The 16,466-nt window shown below is 74.3% G+C and carries 10 protein-coding genes and 2 pseudogenes; 6 read left to right on the top strand and 6 right to left on the bottom strand.

Annotated features, from left to right (window positions below; genetic code table 11):
- Nucleotides 1-152: 152 nt before the first annotated feature.
- Nucleotides 153-548 carry a helix-turn-helix domain-containing protein gene (locus QQK45_RS20150; protein WP_284294723.1) on the top strand — a complete coding sequence of 132 codons (396 nt, stop codon included), beginning with the start codon at nt 153-155 and terminating at the stop codon, nt 546-548.
- On the opposite strand, the gene QQK45_RS20145 is transcribed toward QQK45_RS20150, so the two are convergent.
- Together QQK45_RS20145 and QQK45_RS20140 are read right to left on the bottom strand one after the other, a co-directional pair.
- Nucleotides 436-1,395 (bottom strand): DNA-formamidopyrimidine glycosylase family protein, encoded by a 960-nt coding sequence (locus QQK45_RS20145; protein ID WP_348525309.1) that lies wholly within the window; start codon nt 1,393-1,395, stop codon nt 436-438. The two genes, QQK45_RS20150 and QQK45_RS20145, sit on opposite strands and share 113 nt — an antisense overlap.
- A pseudogene (locus QQK45_RS20140) lies at nt 1,382-6,432 on the bottom strand (Lhr family helicase); the annotation flags it as partial. The pseudogene QQK45_RS20140 and the gene QQK45_RS20145, both read right to left, overlap by 14 nt.
- Nucleotides 6,433-6,543: 111 nt before the next feature.
- Between QQK45_RS20140 and QQK45_RS20135 the strand changes: the two are divergent.
- The 5 genes and pseudogenes from QQK45_RS20135 (at nt 6,544) to QQK45_RS23510 (ending at nt 12,878) form a co-directional block, all read left to right on the top strand.
- Nucleotides 6,544-6,777: a DUF3046 domain-containing protein gene (locus QQK45_RS20135; protein WP_083890560.1), complete on the top strand. Its 234-nt coding sequence runs from the start codon at nt 6,544-6,546 to the stop codon at nt 6,775-6,777.
- Nucleotides 6,777-8,219 (top strand): annotated as a pseudogene (locus QQK45_RS20130) (alkaline phosphatase family protein); the annotation flags it as partial. The gene QQK45_RS20135 and the pseudogene QQK45_RS20130, both read left to right, overlap by 1 nt.
- 796 nt (nt 8,220-9,015) lie before the next feature.
- Complete coding sequence (locus QQK45_RS20125; RefSeq protein ID WP_348525376.1) at nt 9,016-9,810, top strand: MBL fold metallo-hydrolase; 795 nt, start codon at nt 9,016-9,018, stop codon at nt 9,808-9,810.
- A 214-nt stretch (nt 9,811-10,024) separates the two neighbouring features.
- A complete protein-coding gene (recA, locus tag QQK45_RS23515) occupies nt 10,025-12,205 on the top strand; it encodes an intein-containing recombinase RecA (RefSeq protein WP_431310306.1) in 2,181 nt (726 codons plus the stop codon).
- On the top strand, nt 12,102-12,878 hold the full coding sequence (locus tag QQK45_RS23510) for a regulatory protein RecX (RefSeq protein ID WP_431310305.1): 777 nt from the start codon (nt 12,102-12,104) through the stop codon (nt 12,876-12,878). The genes recA and QQK45_RS23510 overlap by 104 nt, the downstream gene beginning before the upstream one ends.
- On the opposite strand, the gene QQK45_RS22675 is transcribed toward QQK45_RS23510, so the two are convergent.
- From QQK45_RS22675 to QQK45_RS20085, 4 genes are all read right to left on the bottom strand, one after another.
- Nucleotides 12,779-14,020 carry an amino acid ABC transporter permease gene (locus QQK45_RS22675; protein WP_348525308.1) on the bottom strand — a complete coding sequence of 414 codons (1,242 nt, stop codon included), beginning with the start codon at nt 14,018-14,020 and terminating at the stop codon, nt 12,779-12,781. The genes QQK45_RS23510 and QQK45_RS22675 overlap by 100 nt on opposite strands.
- Complete coding sequence (locus tag QQK45_RS20095) at nt 14,017-14,712, bottom strand: amino acid ABC transporter permease (RefSeq protein WP_284294721.1); 696 nt, start codon at nt 14,710-14,712, stop codon at nt 14,017-14,019. Before QQK45_RS20095 ends, QQK45_RS22675 begins: the two co-directional genes overlap by 4 nt.
- A gap of 106 nt (nt 14,713-14,818) precedes the next feature.
- Complete coding sequence (locus QQK45_RS20090; RefSeq protein ID WP_284294720.1) at nt 14,819-15,652, bottom strand: glutamate ABC transporter substrate-binding protein; 834 nt, start codon at nt 15,650-15,652, stop codon at nt 14,819-14,821.
- Between the two features lie 58 nt (nt 15,653-15,710).
- A complete protein-coding gene (locus QQK45_RS20085; protein ID WP_284294719.1) occupies nt 15,711-16,466 on the bottom strand; it encodes an amino acid ABC transporter ATP-binding protein in 756 nt (251 codons plus the stop codon).

The raw sequence follows: 16,466 nt of genomic DNA, 5'->3' as shown, positions 1-16,466 counted from the left end.
CCGTGTTCGCGGAACAACGGACCACCGCTGTGCGTTAGATTGGCCGTGATCAGTAAGAGGCCGATGAGCAGCAACAGGCCAAAGGGCCGCCCGGTCGCCCCGGTGAGCGTCATCTCCGGGTCGCACGGGCACCAGACGAGAGGGGTCGCCCGATGATCGTTCTCCGCCGTGAGATCGGTGACGTCCTCCGCGACGTCCGGCAGCGTCAGGGCCGAACCCTGCGTGAGGTCTCCTCCGACGCGCGGGTCTCGCTGGGCTACCTCAGCGAGGTCGAGCGTGGCCAGAAGGAGGCCTCGTCCGAGCTCCTCGCGTCGATCTGCGACGCGCTCGACGTGCCCCTGTGGCTCGTCCTGCGCGAGGTCAGCGACCGCGTCGCCGTCGCCGAGGGCTTCTCCATCCCCGACACCGTCCCCGCGGACCTCACGATGTCCGCGCTCACGACGCCCGCCGGGCGCCCCGAGGAGCGCGACGACCTGGTCCGCGAGCTCCTGTCCGACGCCTCGCGCGCGTGCTACGGCGCGCCCGAGGACCTCGCCCCGGTCGGCTGACCGGGCGCCTGGCAGACCGGGCACCAGAACACCGGCCGCTCGAACGGCGGCCGGTTCGCGACCCCACCTGGACGGCCGTGCCGCACACGCGGCACGGCCGTCCTTCGCGTCCGTGGACGTACCGCTCCTGCGCCTGGGGTCCCGTCGCGACCGCCGCGAGCTCGAGGCGCCGGGCGGTCAGCAGGAGGTCGCGGACGCCACCCGGCCCGACGGCACGCGCCGGGGTCCAGGGCCAGAGCCGGTGCGCGAACAGGGTCTCCGCCGTGTAGATGGTGCCGAGCCCCGCGACGCCGTGCTGGCTCAGCAGGAGCTCGGCGAGCGGCGCGCCGTCCGCAGGGTCGTGCTCGCGGCGGAAGCCGCCGGCGCCGTCGGCCGCGAGGATCCGATCGGTCGCGAGGTCGACGCCGGCCCGCCCTCCCGGCCTGCGGGCCTCGGGGGTGCCGTCCGCGAACCCGTCCGCGAGCAGGTCCGGCCCGAGGTCCCCGAGGAGCGTGCGCTCGTCACGCGTCCGGACGACGTCGAGCATGCCGAGATCGGTCCCGACGCACGTCCAGGTCGCGTTCGCCAGCACGGCCCGGACCCGTGGGTCTCGGGCCCGCGCCTGCGGCGTGCCCGTGCGGGCGATCCGCCACGTCCCGTCCATGCGCAGGTGCGTGCGGAGCGTCCGGCCGTCGTCGAACCGGGTCAGCAGGTGCTTGCCGTACGCGGCGACCTCGAGCACCGTCCGCCCGACGCGGTCCACCTCGAAGGCGGTCGGCCAGCGCAGCTCGGCCCGGTCGAGCGGGCGCCCGCGCAGCGCGGTGTCGAGTCGCCGGGCCGTGAGCAGGACGACGTCACCCTCGGGCACCGCGCCCCCGTCCGGGGGACCGGCGCAGCCCGCCGGGCGTGGGTGAGAAGCCGGCTGCGAGGAGTGCGCGCGCCGCGGGGGTGGTGCCCGAGCCGGACGCGACGGCGTCGAGCGCGGGCGCGCCGTCGAGCCGAACGACGGTGAGCCGTCCGAGCCTGCCGTCGTCGGTCGCGGCGGCGAGCTCGCGGGAGGCCGACGTGAGCGCCGCGTCGTCGGACGTGAACGTGAGGACGGACCGGCCGCCGCGCTCGACGTACGCGACGAGCGCGCCCCCGACGAGCACGACGACGGCCCCGGCCTTGCGCCCCGGCCGGGCCCCGGCCGCGCGCCGTCCGCCGTCCGCGGGCGTCGTCGTCGCCGTGATCGTGTCCGGCCACGGCAGCGCGGCGCCGTACGGGTTCGCCGGGTCGGTCGCGGCCAGCAGCAGCGACCGCGCCCGCTCCGGGTGGTCCGCGAAGCCCTCGAGGTCGCTCGCGTGCGCACGCAGGGCGTCGACCGCACCGGGGACCGCGAACTGCGAGCCGCCCAGGTGCTCGACGAAGTACCCCCGGCGAACGCGGCCCAGCGACTCCTGCTCGGCGAGCACCCGGTAGACGCCGCGGAAGTAGTCGACGACGCCCTCGGCGCTCGCGACGCCGCGCGTGAGGACCCCGTACCGGTCGAGCAGGACGGAGGCGAGCGCCGTCGTCCGGCGGGTCGGGTCGGGCTCGCGCGACGGGAGCGCCGCCCACCGCCCGGCGCCGCCGCGCAGCTCGGCCGTGGCCGCCGCCCGCCCACCGGCCGCGCGGCCGCCGAGCGTGCCGATGCCGAACCCGCCGAGGCCCGCGCGCCGGACCGGGCGGGCGCGTCCGGCGGCGCGCGGTGCACGGTGTGCGCCGCCGGCGGGGCCGAGGCGCGAGCGCAGCGCCGCGAGCCCGTCGTTGGTCACCCGCCCCGCCCAGACGAGGTCCCAGAGCGCCTCGAGCACCGCGGACTGCGCCGCCTCGGCGAGCTCGGCGACCCGCCCCAGGAAGAGGCCGCCGGCGTGCTCGAGCACGTCGAGGACCGCCAGATGGAGGAGTGCCGGCGCCCGTCTCGTCGAGCGGCTCGGTCGTGGGCAGCGTGAGGTGCGCGGTCTCGGCGAGGTGCAGGCTCACGAGTCCGTCGCCGCCGCCGGACCCCGGCAGGGCAGCGTGCCCGCACCACAGGACCTCGCCCGACGTCGTCAGCTCGTCGAGCAGCGCGGGGGCGTAGTCCCGGACCCGGGCGGGCAGCACGAGCGTCTCGAGCGCCGACGCCGGCACGGCAGCGCCCGAGAGCTGCTCGACGGCGCGCAGCAGACCGGCGACCCCGCGCAGGGGCCCCGAGCCTCCGGCCGTCCCTGTGCCCGTGGCGCCGGCGCCTCCGGTCACGCCTTGCCAGGCCGGGAGGAACAGCCCGAGCGCCCGTCCGGGCACCGGCTCGACCTCGGCCCGCAGTGCGGCGAGCGAGCGCCGCCGGAGCGTCCGCAGCACGTCGGAGTCGCAGAACTCGTCGCCGACCCCGCCGAGCGACGGGGGCCGCAACCGGCCGCGCACGAGGGCGCCGGTCGCCGCGAGCCGGCTCAGCACCTCGACGACGACCGCGCGCGCGAGGCCGTAGCGCGCCGCGACGTCGCCCGCGGGGAACGGACCGTGCGTGCGCGCGTGGCGCCGCACCAGGTCGCCGAGCGGGTCGGGCACGGGCTCGAGGAACACCTCGGGCAGCCCGACCGGGAGCGCGACGCCCAGCGCGTCCCGCAGCCGGGCGGCGTCCTCGACGACGGCCCACTGGTCCTGCTCGTCGTCCGGCGCCCCCGCGACGCGGACGCGCATGACCCGGCGCGCGGCCTCGAGCCCGGCCAGCCAGGTCGCGGCCTCCGCGCCCCGGTCGGGCACGGTGCGGGCGGCGAGCGCCGACGTCGGGAGCGGCCCGAGCCGGCGCAGCACGTCCCACAAGCCCTCGGCGTCTCGCGCCTGGCGACCGGGCGCGAGCGCCTGCAGCTCGGCCTCGGTCCGCTCGACCTGCTCCGGGTCCAGCAGGTCCGCGAGCTGGCTGGTGCCGTCGCCGCCGAGCAGCTCGGACAGCAGCGCCGGGTCGAGCGCGAGCGCGGCCGCGCGCCGCTCCGCGAGCGGGGCGTCGCCGTCGTACAGGAACTGCGCGGTGTAGCCGAAGAGGAGGGACTGGGCGAACGGCGACGGCGTCGGGGTCGTCACCTCGACGACGCGCACCCGGCGGCCCTGGACCGCGCGCATGAGGTCGGCGAGCGCCGCGGTGTCGAAGTCGTCCTGGAGGCACTCGCGCGCGGCCTCGAGGACGATCGGGAACTGGGGGTAGCCGGACGCGACCGACAGGAGCTGCGCCGAGCGCTGGCGTTGCTGCCACAGCGGCTGCCGCTTGTCGGGCCGGCGGCGCGGCAGCAGGAGCGCGCGGGCTGCGGCCTCGCGGAAGCGCGCCGCGAACAGCACCGAGCCGCCGAGCGCGTCGCGGACCTCCTCGACGACCTCGTCGGGCTCCAGTAGGAGGTCCTCGAGCGTGATCGACGCACCCGAGGCGGCGCCGGACGGCTCGCCGTCGCCGGGCTCGCCGAAGGTGGTGTCGAGCCCCGCGTCCATGTCGGGCAGCCGCAGGACGATCCCGTCGTCGGAGTGCATCGCCGCGACGTCCACGCCGAGCCGCTCGCGCAGACGCCGCGCCACGACCAGGGCCCAGGGCGCGTGCACGCGCGCCCCGAACGGGGAGTGCAGCACGACCCGCCAGTCGCCGAGCTCGTCACGGAACCGCTCGACCACGACGGTCCGGTCGTCGGGCACCGTGCCCGTCGCGGTGCGCTGGTCGGCGAGGTAGGCGAGCAGGTTGTCGGCGGCCCAGCCGTCGAGCCCGGCGTCGCGCAGCCGGGCGTGCGCCGCGTCGGCATCGGTCGCGGCCCCGGCAGCGGTCTCGCGCACCCAGGCGCCGATCGCCGCGCCGAGCTCGGCGGGACGGCCGGGGAGTCGCCCTTCCAGAACGGCAGCCGTCCCGGGAGCCCGGGGGCGGGGGAGACGAGGACCCGGTCGGGCGTGATCTCCTCGATCCGCCACGTGCTCGACCCCAGCGTGAACGTGTCGCCCACGCGTGACTCGTAGACCATCTCCTCGTCGAGCTCGCCCACGCGGCGCGGCGCGCGGCCGGTCCCGCCGCGCGGCCCGGACGGGCCCGTGACGGGGTCACCGAGCTCTTCGGCCGTCGCGTCGTCGCCCGACCCGACGAGGAACACCCCGTACATTCCGCGGTCCGGGATGGTGCCGCCGCTCGTCACCGCGAGGCGCCCGGCGCCCGGCCGCGCGGTGAGCGTGCCCGACGCGCGGTCCCACACCACGCGCGCCCGCAGCTCGGCGAACTCCTCGCTCGGGTAGCGGCCGGCCAGCATGTCGAGGACCGCGGTGAGGGCGCCGTCGGTGAGCTGCTCGAACGGCAGCGCGCGCCGGACCACGGCCGCCAGGTCGTCCACCGTCCACTCGTCCATCGCGACCATCGCGACGACCTGCTGCGCGAGCACGTCGAGGGGTTGCGCAGGACGTGCACCTGCTCGATCTCGCCCGCGAGCATGCGCTGCGCCACGACGGTCGCCGGCACGAGGTCCCCGCGGAACGTCGGGAAGATCACGCCGTGGGACTCGGCGCCGACCTGGTGGCCCGCGCGGCCGAGCCGCTGGAGCCCGCTCGCCACGCTGGGCGGCGAGCCGACCTGCACGACGAGGTCGATCGCGCCCATGTCGATGCCGAGCTCGAGCGAGCTCGTCGCGACGACGGCGGGCAGGCGGCCCTCCTTGAGCTCGGTCTCGGTCCGGGTGCGTTCCGCGCGGCTCATCGACCCGTGGTGGGCGCGCGCGACGACCGGCTCGATCCCCGCGCTCGCGCCCGACTGCGCCTGCACCTGGGCCGCGCGGATCGTCCCGGGGTCGAGCACGTCCTCGCCCTGTCGCTCGGCCCACAGCTCGTTCAGACGGGCCGTGAGGCGCTCCGCGCCCCGGCGCGAGTTCGTGAAGACGAGCGTCGAGCGCTGCACCCGCCCGGCCGCCTGGTGCGCGACCTCGTCCGCCCCGGTGTCTGCCGCGACCAGGTCGACGATCCGCTCCTCGACGTGCGGCCAGATCGAGGAGCGCGGGGACCGCCCCGGCCCCGAGCCCGCCGCGTCGCCGGGCAGGGGGAGCGGGACCGCGGCCGGGCCGGAGAGGTCGGGCTCGCCGTCGGGCAGGGGCGGGAGGCCGCCACCTGCGCCGGCCGGTACCGCGAGCGGGGTCGCGCGCAGGTCGGCGAGGTCCGGCACGGGCACCTCGACGTCGATCCGCAGCCGCTTCGTGGCGGGCGGCTGCACGACGACGACGTCGCGGCCCCCGTCCGCGGGCGACCGGGCGCCCGCGAGGAAGGCGGCGACCGCGTCGACCGGCCGCACGGTCGCCGACAGGCCGACACGCTGCGCGGGCCGGTCCAGCAGCGCGTCGAGCCGCTCGAGCGTGACCGCGAGGTGCGCGCCGCGCTTGGTCCCGGCGAGCGCGTGGATCTCGTCGACGATGATCGTCTCGACGCCTGCGAGCCCCTCCCGCGCGCCCGACGTCAGGACGAGGAACAGCGACTCCGGGGTCGTGACCAGCACGTCGGGCGGCGCCGTGGCAAACGTGCGGCGCTCGCGGGCGGGCGTGTCACCCGTGCGCAGGCCCACGCGGACCTCGCGGACGGCCTCGCCGCGCCGTGCCGCGGCCTGCCGGATGCCCGTCAAGGGCGAGCGCAGGTTGCGCTCGACGTCCGCGGCGAGGGCCTTGAGGGGCGAAACGTAGACGATCCGGCAGCGTCGGGCGGGCTCGGGCTCGTCGTCGGACGCCCGCACCAGGCGGTCGATCGACCAGAGGAACGCGGCGAGCGTCTTGCCCGACCCGGTCGGCGCGACCACCAGCGCGTGCCGGTCGCTCCCGATCGCGTCCCAGGCGCCGGTCTGCGCCGCGGTCGGCGCCTCGAACGCGCCCGCGAACCAGTCGCGCGTCGCCGCGCCGAAGCGGTCGAGCCCCTTCCCGGCGGAGCCGGAACCGGGGTGGCGGAGGAGCGTGGCACCGTCTCATTGTGGTCGGGCCCGCCCACACCCGCCCGGGTGGGCGGCACGTGGCAGGCTGGTGCCGTGCGGTACAGCGAGTTCTGGTCCCTGGTGGACGATGTGTTCGGCGACGCCTACGGGCGCACGCTCGCGGGTGTCCAGGTCCTCACCGAGCTGGACTCGCGCACCGCGGTCCAGGCCCTCGACGACGGCGTCGACCCGCGCGTCGTCTGGCACGCCCTGTGCGACGCGATGGACGTGCCGGACGAGCGGCGCTGGGGCTCGGACCGCCGCCGACCCGCGCCGCCCGCGCGCTGATGGCCGCCGAGCCGGCGCGACCCACGAAGGACCGTGCCTCGCGCGTCGCGGACCTGCGCGAGTCGGTGTGGTCGCTCGTCGCGACGACCGCGGGGCTCGCGGTCGCGCTCCTGGTCGTGCCGGGCGTGTCGGTCTCCTCGCCGTGGGCCGTGCTCGTCGTCGCGCTCGCCGTGGCCGTCGGCGACGCGGTCGTGCGCCCGGCGCTGCGGGTGCTCGCGGCCCGGTTCGGGCCGCTCTCGGCGCTCCTGCTCGGGCTCGCGGCGCAGGTCCTGATCGCGTGGGCGGCCCTCGTGCACGTCCCGGGCGTGCACCTGAGCCACGGCACCGACGTCGTCCCGGTGCTCGTGGTCGCCGCCGTCGTGATGGCCGTGGGCCGCTGGCTGCTGGGCCTGCGGGACAACGACTACGTCCTGGGCGACCTGCGCCGTCGGGCCCGCCGCGGGGCCCGACGCCGCGCGCGTGCGGCGGAGCGCGCGGGCGGGAGGTCGGCGCCCGTGCCCGGTGGCGAGCGGGGCGTGCTGATCGTCCAGCTCGACGGGCTCGCCCAGGGGACGCTCGAGCACGCCGTCCAGGCCGGGCTCGCGCCGACGCTCACGCGGTGGCTGCGCGCCGGCACGCACCGGCTCGAGCCGTGGTGGGCGCAGGTGCCGTCGACGACGCCCGCCTCCCAGGCCGGGCTGCTGCACGGCGCCGCGGACCGCGTCCCCGCGTTCCGCTGGTGGGACCGCGAGCTGGGCCGGCTCCTCGTGACCAACCACCCGCGCGACGCCGCGCTCCTCGAGGAGCGTCTCGTGCAGGCGGGCCCCGGGCTGCTCGCCGGGGGCGGCGCGGCGGTCTCCACGATGTTCAGCGGCGGCGCGGCGACGAGCCTGCTCGTCGTCAGCCGCGCGCGGCGGGGGCTCGGGCCGGGCGCGACCTTCGTCGAGTTCTGCTCGAGTCCCTTCGTGCTCGTACGGGCCCTGCTGCTCACGGTCGGCGAGCTCGTCAAGGAGCTGTACCAGGGCTGGCAGCAGACGGCGCGGCGCGTCGAGCCGCGCGTCTCGCGCCTGGGCGCCTACCCGGCCCTGCGCGCGATCACCAACGTGCTGCTGCGCGACCTCAACACGTCGCTCGTCGCCGAGCAGATGGTGCAGGGGGCGCCCGTGATCTTCGTGGACTTCGTCGACCACGACGAGGTCGCCCACCACGCGGGCCCGCTGCGGCCCGAGTCGCTGCGCTCGCTCGAGGGCCTCGACCGCGTCGTCGGGCTGCTCGAGCAGCTCGGCCGGCAGACCGCGCGGCCCTACGACGTCGTCGTGCTCTCCGACCACGGCCAGTCGCTCGGCGAGCCCTTCGCGAAGACGTACGGGCTGACCCTCGAGGCGCTCGTGCGCCGGCTGTCGCGCTCGGCAGCCGAACCTGGCAGCGCTGCCGACGACGAGCGCCGGGGCCTGCGGCGCGACGTCGCGACGGCCCAGGCGCGCGGTGAGCGCGGCGAGCAGTGGCACGAGGTCGCCGAGGCGCTGCGCGCGCTGTCCGGCACGGCCCGGGGCCGCGACGCCGTCGGGCCCGAGAGCGGGCGCGCCACGGGCGACCGTCCGGCGCGGCGCGACGAGGAGCCCGGTCCCACCACCGAGCACGAGCTCGTCGTCGCGGCGTCCGGGAACTTCGCCGGCGTGTGGGTCACCGGCTCCGACGAGCCGCTGGGGCTCTCGCGCCTCGTCGAGCGCTGGCCCGACCTGGTGCCGGGGCTCGCGGCGCACCCGGGGATCGGGGTGGTCGTGGGCCGCGACGACGACGGCCGGCCCGTCGCCCTCGGTGCGTACGGGCTGCGTCACCTCGCGACTGGCGCGGTCGAGGGCCAGGACCCGACGGCGGTCTACGGGCCCCGCGCGGCGGCCGACCTCGCGCGCGCCGCCGGTCTCGACTCGGCGGCCGACCTGCTGGTGGTCTCGTCCGTCGACGACGCGGGGCTCGTGCACCCGTTCGAGGGGCTCGTCGGGTCCCACGGGGGCCTGGGGGCGAGCAGAACCGTGCGGTGCTGCTGCACCCCGCCGCCTGGGAGGTCGACGACGCGCTGCGGTCCGGGCCCGACGGCGCCCGGCTGCTGGTGGGCGCCGACGCCGTGCACCGTCAGCTCGTGGCGTGGCTCGCTGCGCTCGGGCTCGGGCCGGGGGCCGTGCGCGCTGACGACGCGGGCCCCTCGGCCGAGCGCACGCCCGGCGAGCCCGCGACGGGGCGCACCGAGGAGGTGGCGCCGTGAGCCGTCTGCGCGTGACCTGGCTGGGCCACTCGACCGTCCTCCTGGAGCGCGACGGCGTCCGGGTGCTCACGGACCCCCTGCTGCACCGGCACGCGGGGGTCCTGCGGCGGCGCGGCGGGCGGCCCGCGGAGGTCTGGCGCGACGTCGACGCGGTCCTGATCTCGCACCTGCACCACGACCACGCGGAGCTCGGCTCGCTGCGGCTGCTGGGCGACGTCCCGGTCCTGACCGCGCCGGCCAACGCCCGGTGGCTGCGCGCGCACGGGATCGCCGGGGCGCGCGGGCTCGGGCCCGACGACGTCGTCGAGATCGCGCCCGGCGCGCACGTCCGGCTCACGCCCGCCGTGCACGGGCACCGGCCCATGGCGCACCGTCCGAACGCGGCCAACGGGCACCTGCTCCTCCTCGACGGGGACGCGGCGGGCGACGAGCTGGCGGTCTGGGCGGTCGGCGACACGGAGCTCGCCCCCGCGCTGGCCGGCGTGCCGGGGCTCGCCGGCCGTGCGCCCGACGTCGCGCTCGTGCCGGTGGCGGGGTGGGGGCCACGCCTGTCGGGCGGACACCTGGGGCCCCTGCAGGCGGCCGAGCTGTGCGCCGTCGTCGGGGCGGGGACCGCCGTGCCGGTGCACTGGGGGACCCTCCACGCGCCGGGCGGCCGGCACGTGCCGCCGGGCTGGATGGACCGGCCGGGCGCGCTCTTCGCGCACGAGGTCGCGCGGCACGCCCCGGGCACGCGGGCGGTCGTGCTCGCGCCCGGCGAGACCGCCGAGCTGCCCGTGTCGGCCCCCTGACCTGCATCGACACGCCGGGCGCGGCGTGTCGCGACGACGTGCACGCGATCGAACACCTGTTCGGGTAAGGTGATCCACGTCCTCGCGACCACGGGGTGTCGTGCACAGCCGGGGGACCGGCCGGTGACGATGTCGGTGGCCGCACGTAGCGTCTTCACCGATGGCAACGACGAACACGCGCCGCACGGGCGCGAGAAGCGCAAAGGTGGCTGACATGCCCGCACCTGCAGACCGCGAGAAGGCGCTCGAGGCCGCCCTCGCCCAGATCGACCGAAACTTCGGCAAGGGCTCGGTGATGCGCCTCGGGGAGGAGGGCCGTGCCCCGGTCGACGTCATCCCGACCGGCTCCATCGCGCTCGACGTCGCGCTGGGCATCGGTGGGCTCCCGCGTGGCCGCGTGATCGAGGTCTACGGCCCGGAGTCCTCCGGCAAGACGACGGTCGCCCTGCACGCGGTGGCCAGCGCCCAGAAGGCCGGGGGCATCGCGGCGTTCATCGACGCCGAGCACGCGCTCGACCCCGAGTACGCCAAGAAGCTCGGCGTCGACACCGACGCGCTGCTCGTCTCGCAGCCGGACACGGGGGAGCAGGCGCTCGAGATCGCCGACATGCTGATCCGCTCCGGCGCGCTCGACATCATCGTCATCGACTCGGTCGCGGCCCTCGTGCCCAAGGCCGAGATCGAGGGCGAGATGGGCGACAGCCACGTCGGCCTCCAGGCGCGCCTCATGTCGCAGGCGCTGCGCAAGATCACCGGCGCGCTCAACTCGTCCAAGACGACCGCCATCTTCATCAACCAGCTCCGCGAGAAGATCGGCGTCTTCTTCGGCTGCTTCCAGTACTCGACGCGCGTGATGCTCGCGGACGGCACGACCGAGAAGATCGGCAAGATCGTCAACCAGAAGCTCCCGGTCGAGGTTCTCTCGTACGACCCGGAGACCAACGAGGTCGTGCCACGCAAGGTCGTGAGCTGGTTCGACAACGGTCCCGCGGAGCGGTTCCTCCAGTTCACCGTCGAGAAGTCCGGAGGCAACGGGCGGTCGCAGTTCGCCGCGACGGAGAACCACCTGATCAGGACCCCGGGCGGCTGGAGAGAGGCAGGCGAGATCATCGCGGGCGACCGCGTGATGGTCGCGGAGCAGGTGCGTCTGTCCGACCAGCAGTGGCAGACGATCCTGGGTGGACTCATGGGTGACGGACACCTGGCCCCCAACGCCCGTGGTCGCCACGGCGTGCGGTACCGCATGGGACACGGACCGAAGCAGGTGGCCTATCTCGACTGGAAGGCCTCGCTGCTGGGGAACATCGGGCAGACGCGGTCGGTACGCGACAACGGCGCCGTGCACGTCGACCTCACCCCGCTCCCGGAGCTGAGCGAGCTGCGCGAGGTCGTCTACATGGGTGGCGGCAAGAAGCACCTGACCGACGACTACCTCAAGGCGCTCACGCCGCTGGCCCTGGCGGTCTGGTACATGGACGACGCGTCGTTCCTGGTCCGATCGAAGGGGCTCCAGGCGCGGACCGCCGGCGGATCGGGTCGCGCGGAGGTGTGCGTCGACGCGATGAGCGAAGGCTCCCGGGCGCGGCTCGTCGAGTACCTGCGCGACGTGCACGGCGTCGAGACGAAGCTCACGGTGCGGGGCGCGATGCAGCAGAACGTGCTGCAGTTCACCACGGCCGGGACGGCACGCTTCCAGGAGATCATCGCGCCGTACGTCCACCCGTCGATGGACTACAAGCTGCTGCCACGTCTGCGTGGCGCGTTCGATGTCACCCCGGAGTTCGTCGAGCCTCGTACGGTGCCCGTACCGGCACGGGTGCTCGACGTCCACGTGAAGCCGAAGACCCGATCGATGCAGCGGTTCGACATCGAGGTCGAGGGCAAGCACAACTACTTCGTCGACGGCGTGATGGTGCACAACAGCCCCGAGACGACGACCGGTGGCAAGGCGCTCAAGTTCTACGCGTCGGTCCGCCTGGACATCCGCCGCATCGAGACCCTCAAGGAGGGCACCGACGCGGTCGGCAACCGTACGCGCGTCAAGGTCGTCAAGAACAAGATGGCGCCGCCCTTCAAGCAGGCCGAGTTCGACATCCTCTACGGCGTCGGCATCTCGCGCGAGGGCGGGCTCATCGACATGGGCGTGGAGCACGGGTTCGTGCGCAAGTCCGGCTCGTGGTTCACCTACGACGGCGACCAGCTCGGTCAGGGCAAGGAGAACGCTCGCTCGTTCCTGCGGGACAACCCCGACCTCGCGAACGAGCTGGAGAAGAAGATCAAGGAGAAGCTCGGTGTCGGCGCCCGCGTCGACGTGCCCGCGGAGGAGCCGGGCGGTGCGGCCGACGCCGCGGCGCCCAAGGCTGCAGCCGCGAAGGGCGCGGCGGCACCGTTCTGACGGACCCGGCCATGTCTTTCCCCGAAGGGGCTTCCCCCAGGGCCGGTCCAGCACGTCTCGCGGCGGCGCGCGCCGCCGCGACACGGCCTCGTCCGCACGTGGCGAGGTTCGGGCCCGGGCCCCTCGAGAGCGTTCGAACGCGGAGCACGCCCCTGCTTCGCGTGACGAGCAGCTCGAGGCGGCCCGGGCCGTCGCTCTGCGCATGCTCACGGGCGCGCCACGTACCCGCCGTCAGATCGCCGACGGTCTAAGGCGTCGCGGATACCCGGACGACGTGATCGACCAGCTCGTGGAGCGGTTCACCGACGTCGGCCTGCTCGACGACGCGGAGCTCGCCGGCATGATCGCCCGCAGCCAGCTCGTCGAACGCTCGCTGTCGCGCCGCGGCATCGCGGCCGAGCTGCGCCGTCGGGGGATCGACGACGACGACGCGCAGGCCGCGCTCGAGACCATCGACGACGACGCCGAGGACGCTGCCCTCCGCGAGCTCGTGCGCAAGCGTCTCGCGCGGACCGCGGGGCTCGAACGCGACGTCCGCGTCCGACGCGTCATGGGCGTCCTCGCCCGCAAGGGCTACGCGCCGGGCCCGGCGCTCGCCGCGATCAGCGCCGAGCTCGGGGCCGAACGGGACGAGATCGCGGCACGCGAAGACATCGACGCCTGGGCCGACTGACCCAGCCCCGACGCGCTGCGACGGGCCCACGCGGGACTTACTCCGGCTCCCCGGCCGTCGGACCCCACCTCCACCGATGATGCGGTCGTCACCTTCCCGCGAGGTATACCGGCGGCCGTACTACTTCGCGAGGTGGTGTGTCGGGCCGGTACCCGTGACGCAGAAAGGCTGCCCGCCCACCCCGAGGGGTGGGCGGGCCGCCTGTCGTGCTCGGTGCGTCCGCTGCCCGGGGCGCGGTCAGATGCGGCCGCCGTCGCCCAGCCCGGTGATCGGGGTGACGCCGACGTCCGTGGCGACGGCGGTCGTGACGGCGATCGCGCCCTGACCTCCCCGGTGTGGCGACGCCGGCGCCGCACCCGCCCGGCGACGAGCGTGAGGAGGTAGTTGACGATGATGAAGATCACGGCCGCGACCAGCAGCGACTGGAGGATGTTGCCGTCCTTGGCACCAAGACGGCGTGCCTGCTGGAGCAGCTCGGTGTATCCGATCGCAGAGCCGAGAGCCGAGTCCTTGAGCACGACCACGAGCTGGCTCAGCAGCGCGGGCAGCATGGCGGACAGCGCCTGCGGCACCTCGATGGACCGAAGCGACTGGCCGGAGGTCAACCCCGTGGCGAGCGCCGCCTCGCGCTGCCCGCTCGGCAGCCCGTGGACGCCGGAGCGGACGAGCTCGGCGACGACAGCACCGTTGTAGAGCGTGAGCGAGACGACGACGGCGGCGAGCGGCACGTACTCGCTCCGGAAGACGTCGTACACCGCGAAGACGTAGAAGAAGAAGATCATCATCAGCAGGACGGGCACTGCTCGGAAGAACTCGACGATCGTTCCCGACACCCACCGGACGGTCCTGCTCGAGGCCAGACGGCCCAGACCGAAGACGAGGCCGAAGGCGAGGGCCAGGACGATCGACATCGCGGCTGCTTCGAGGGTGTCCACCAGGCCCGGGATGAGGAAGTTCGTCCAGGCGTCGGCGTGCACGAGGGGCGACCAGAGGTCTGCCGCGAACTGGCCCTTGTCGGCAAATCGTTGCACCACGACGGCGAGCACACCGAGCACGACGACGACGCCGACGACGTTGCCGATCAGGATCGTGCGCCGCCCGCGGGGGCCAGGGGCGTCGAACAGGACGTTCTGGGTGCTCATCGCTTCACCGCCAGGCGTCGGGACAGGGCCGTCGTCGCGATGCCGACGGGGATGACGAGGATGACGTAGCCGAGGGCGAACGTCAGGAAGATCGCGACCAGAAGGCTCGAGTGGAACTCGAGCATGGTCTTCAGGAGCCCTGACGTCTCCGTCGAGACGCCGACGACGGACGCGACTGTCGAGTTCTTGGTCAGAGCGATCAGCGTGCTGCCCAGCGGGGCGATCGACCCGCGGAACGCCTGTGGCAGGATGATCAGCCGCGCCGCGGGGAGGAACGAGAGGCCGATGGAGCGCGCCGCCTCGGCCTGGCCGATGGGCACGGTGTTGACGCCCGACCGGATCGACTCGCAGACGAACGACGCCGTGTAGACGGATAGTCCGACGACGCCGAAACGGAAGAAGTTCGTGGTGAAGTCTCCGGACAGCTGGACGCCGAGCTGCGTCCACACGCCGAGGCTCAGCAGGACCATGATGATCGTGAGCGGCGTGTTCCGGAAGATGTTGACGTAGGCGGTCCCGGCCCAGCGCAGGCTGGGGATCGGCGAGATCCGGAACAGTGCGAGGATCGTGCCGAGGATCCCCGCGAACAGCGCGGACCACAGCGTGAGCTGGATGTTCACCCAGAACGCGCCGAGCACGTCGTACTCGTCGAAGAGGTCGGCGAACTGCGAGACGAAGCCGTCGCTTCTCATCGGTGGTCACCTCCGTCGGTGTCGTGGGGACTCGTCGGGGTCCCGGGGTGCGGGCCGCGGACAGCGGCCGGGGCCCGCGCGGCGTGCGCGGGCCCCGGCCGGAGCGTCAGCCGCAGGCGGCGGGCGTGGGCGGGTTCTTCGAGGCGTCGGGCTTGTACCCGGTGCCCTCGAGGTTGGTGTCGAGGAACTTCTGCCACGAGCCGTCCGAGATCATGTCCTTGATCGCGTCGGTGATCTGCTGGCAGGTCTTGTTGTCCTGCGGCAGGCCGACGCCGTAGTTCTCGGTCGTGAACGGCTTGCCGACGACCTTGACCTTGCCCTTGTTGGCGGGCTGGGCCGCGAGGCCGGCGAGGATGATGTCGTCGGTCGTGACGGCGTCGACGGCACCGCCGTTGAGCGCGGTGACGCACTCGGCGTAGCCCGGGTACTCGACGAGGTTCACCTTGTTGGCGTAGGTGTCCTTGATCTTCTGCGCGGACGTCGAGCCGGTGACGGAGCACAGCTTCTTGCCGTCGAGCGACTCGGGCCCGGTGATGTCGGTGTTGTCGTTCTTGACGAGCAGGTCCTGCCCGGCGACGAAGTAGGGGCCGGCGAACGCGACGGTCTTCTTGCGGTCGTCGGTGATCGAGTACGTGGCCAGGATCATGTCGACCTGGTGCGTGGACAGGAGGGTCTCGCGCTGGGCGCTCGGCGCCTCCTTCCAGGTGATCTGGTCGGCGGAGTAGCCGAGCTTCTTGGCAATGTACGTCGCGGCGTCGACGTCGAAGCCGGAGTACTTGTCGCCGTCCTTGAAGCCGAGCCCCGGCTGGTCGAACTTGATGCCGATGGTGATCTTCTTGCCGCCGCCGCCGCTGCCGCCGTCGTCGTCCGAGCCGCAGCCGGCCAGCGCGAGTGCGGTGGCGGCAGCGAGGGCGATCGCCCCCAGGAGTCGTTTGCGCATCGTGTGTTCCCCTTCTGGTTGATGGAAATCGTCCCGGACCTCCCGCGTCGCTTCGTGGCTAGTGCGGGAGGATCTTCGACAGGAAGTCCTTGGCGCGAGTGCTCTGCGGGTTGGTGAAGAACTCCTCGGGCGTGGCCTGCTCGACGAGCCGGCCGTCGGCCATGAACACCACGCGGTTCGCGGCCTTGCGCGCGAACCCCATCTCGTGGGTGACGACGACCATGGTCATGCCGTCGCGCGCGAGCCCGACCATGACGTCGAGCACCTCGCCGACCATCTCCGGGTCGAGGGCCGAGGTGGGCTCGTCGAAGAGGATGACCTTGGGGTGCATGGCGAGTGCGCGGGCGATCGCGACGCGCTGCTGCTGGCCGCCGGAGAGCTGGGCGGGAAGCTTGTCGGCCTGGTCCTTGACGCCCACGCGGTCGAGCAGCGTGAGCGCCTCCTCGCGTGCGTCGGCCTTCTTGGTCCGACGGACCTTGACGGGCCCGAGGGTGACGTTCTCGAGCACGGTCTTGTGGGCGAACAGGTTGAACGACTGGAACACCATCCCGACGTCGGACCGCAGCCGGGCGAGCGCCTTGCCCTCCTGGGGCAGCGGCTCGCCGTCGAGCTCGATGGTCCCGGAGTCGATGGGCTCGAGGCGGTTGATCGCGCGGCACAGGGTCGACTTGCCGGAGCCCGAGGGCCCGATCACCACGAGCACCTCGCCCTTGTCGACCTCGAGGTCGATGTCGCGGAGCACGTGCAGGTCGCCGAAGTGCTTGTTGACCCCGCTCAGCCGGACGAGCGGGGTGGTGGCCGACGTCACATCCAT

The organism is Luteimicrobium album, assembly GCF_030161555.1.
GTDB classification, from domain to species: Bacteria; Actinomycetota; Actinomycetes; order Actinomycetales; family Cellulomonadaceae; genus Luteimicrobium; species Luteimicrobium album.
This window is presented reverse-complemented; position numbering and strand designations above follow the sequence as displayed.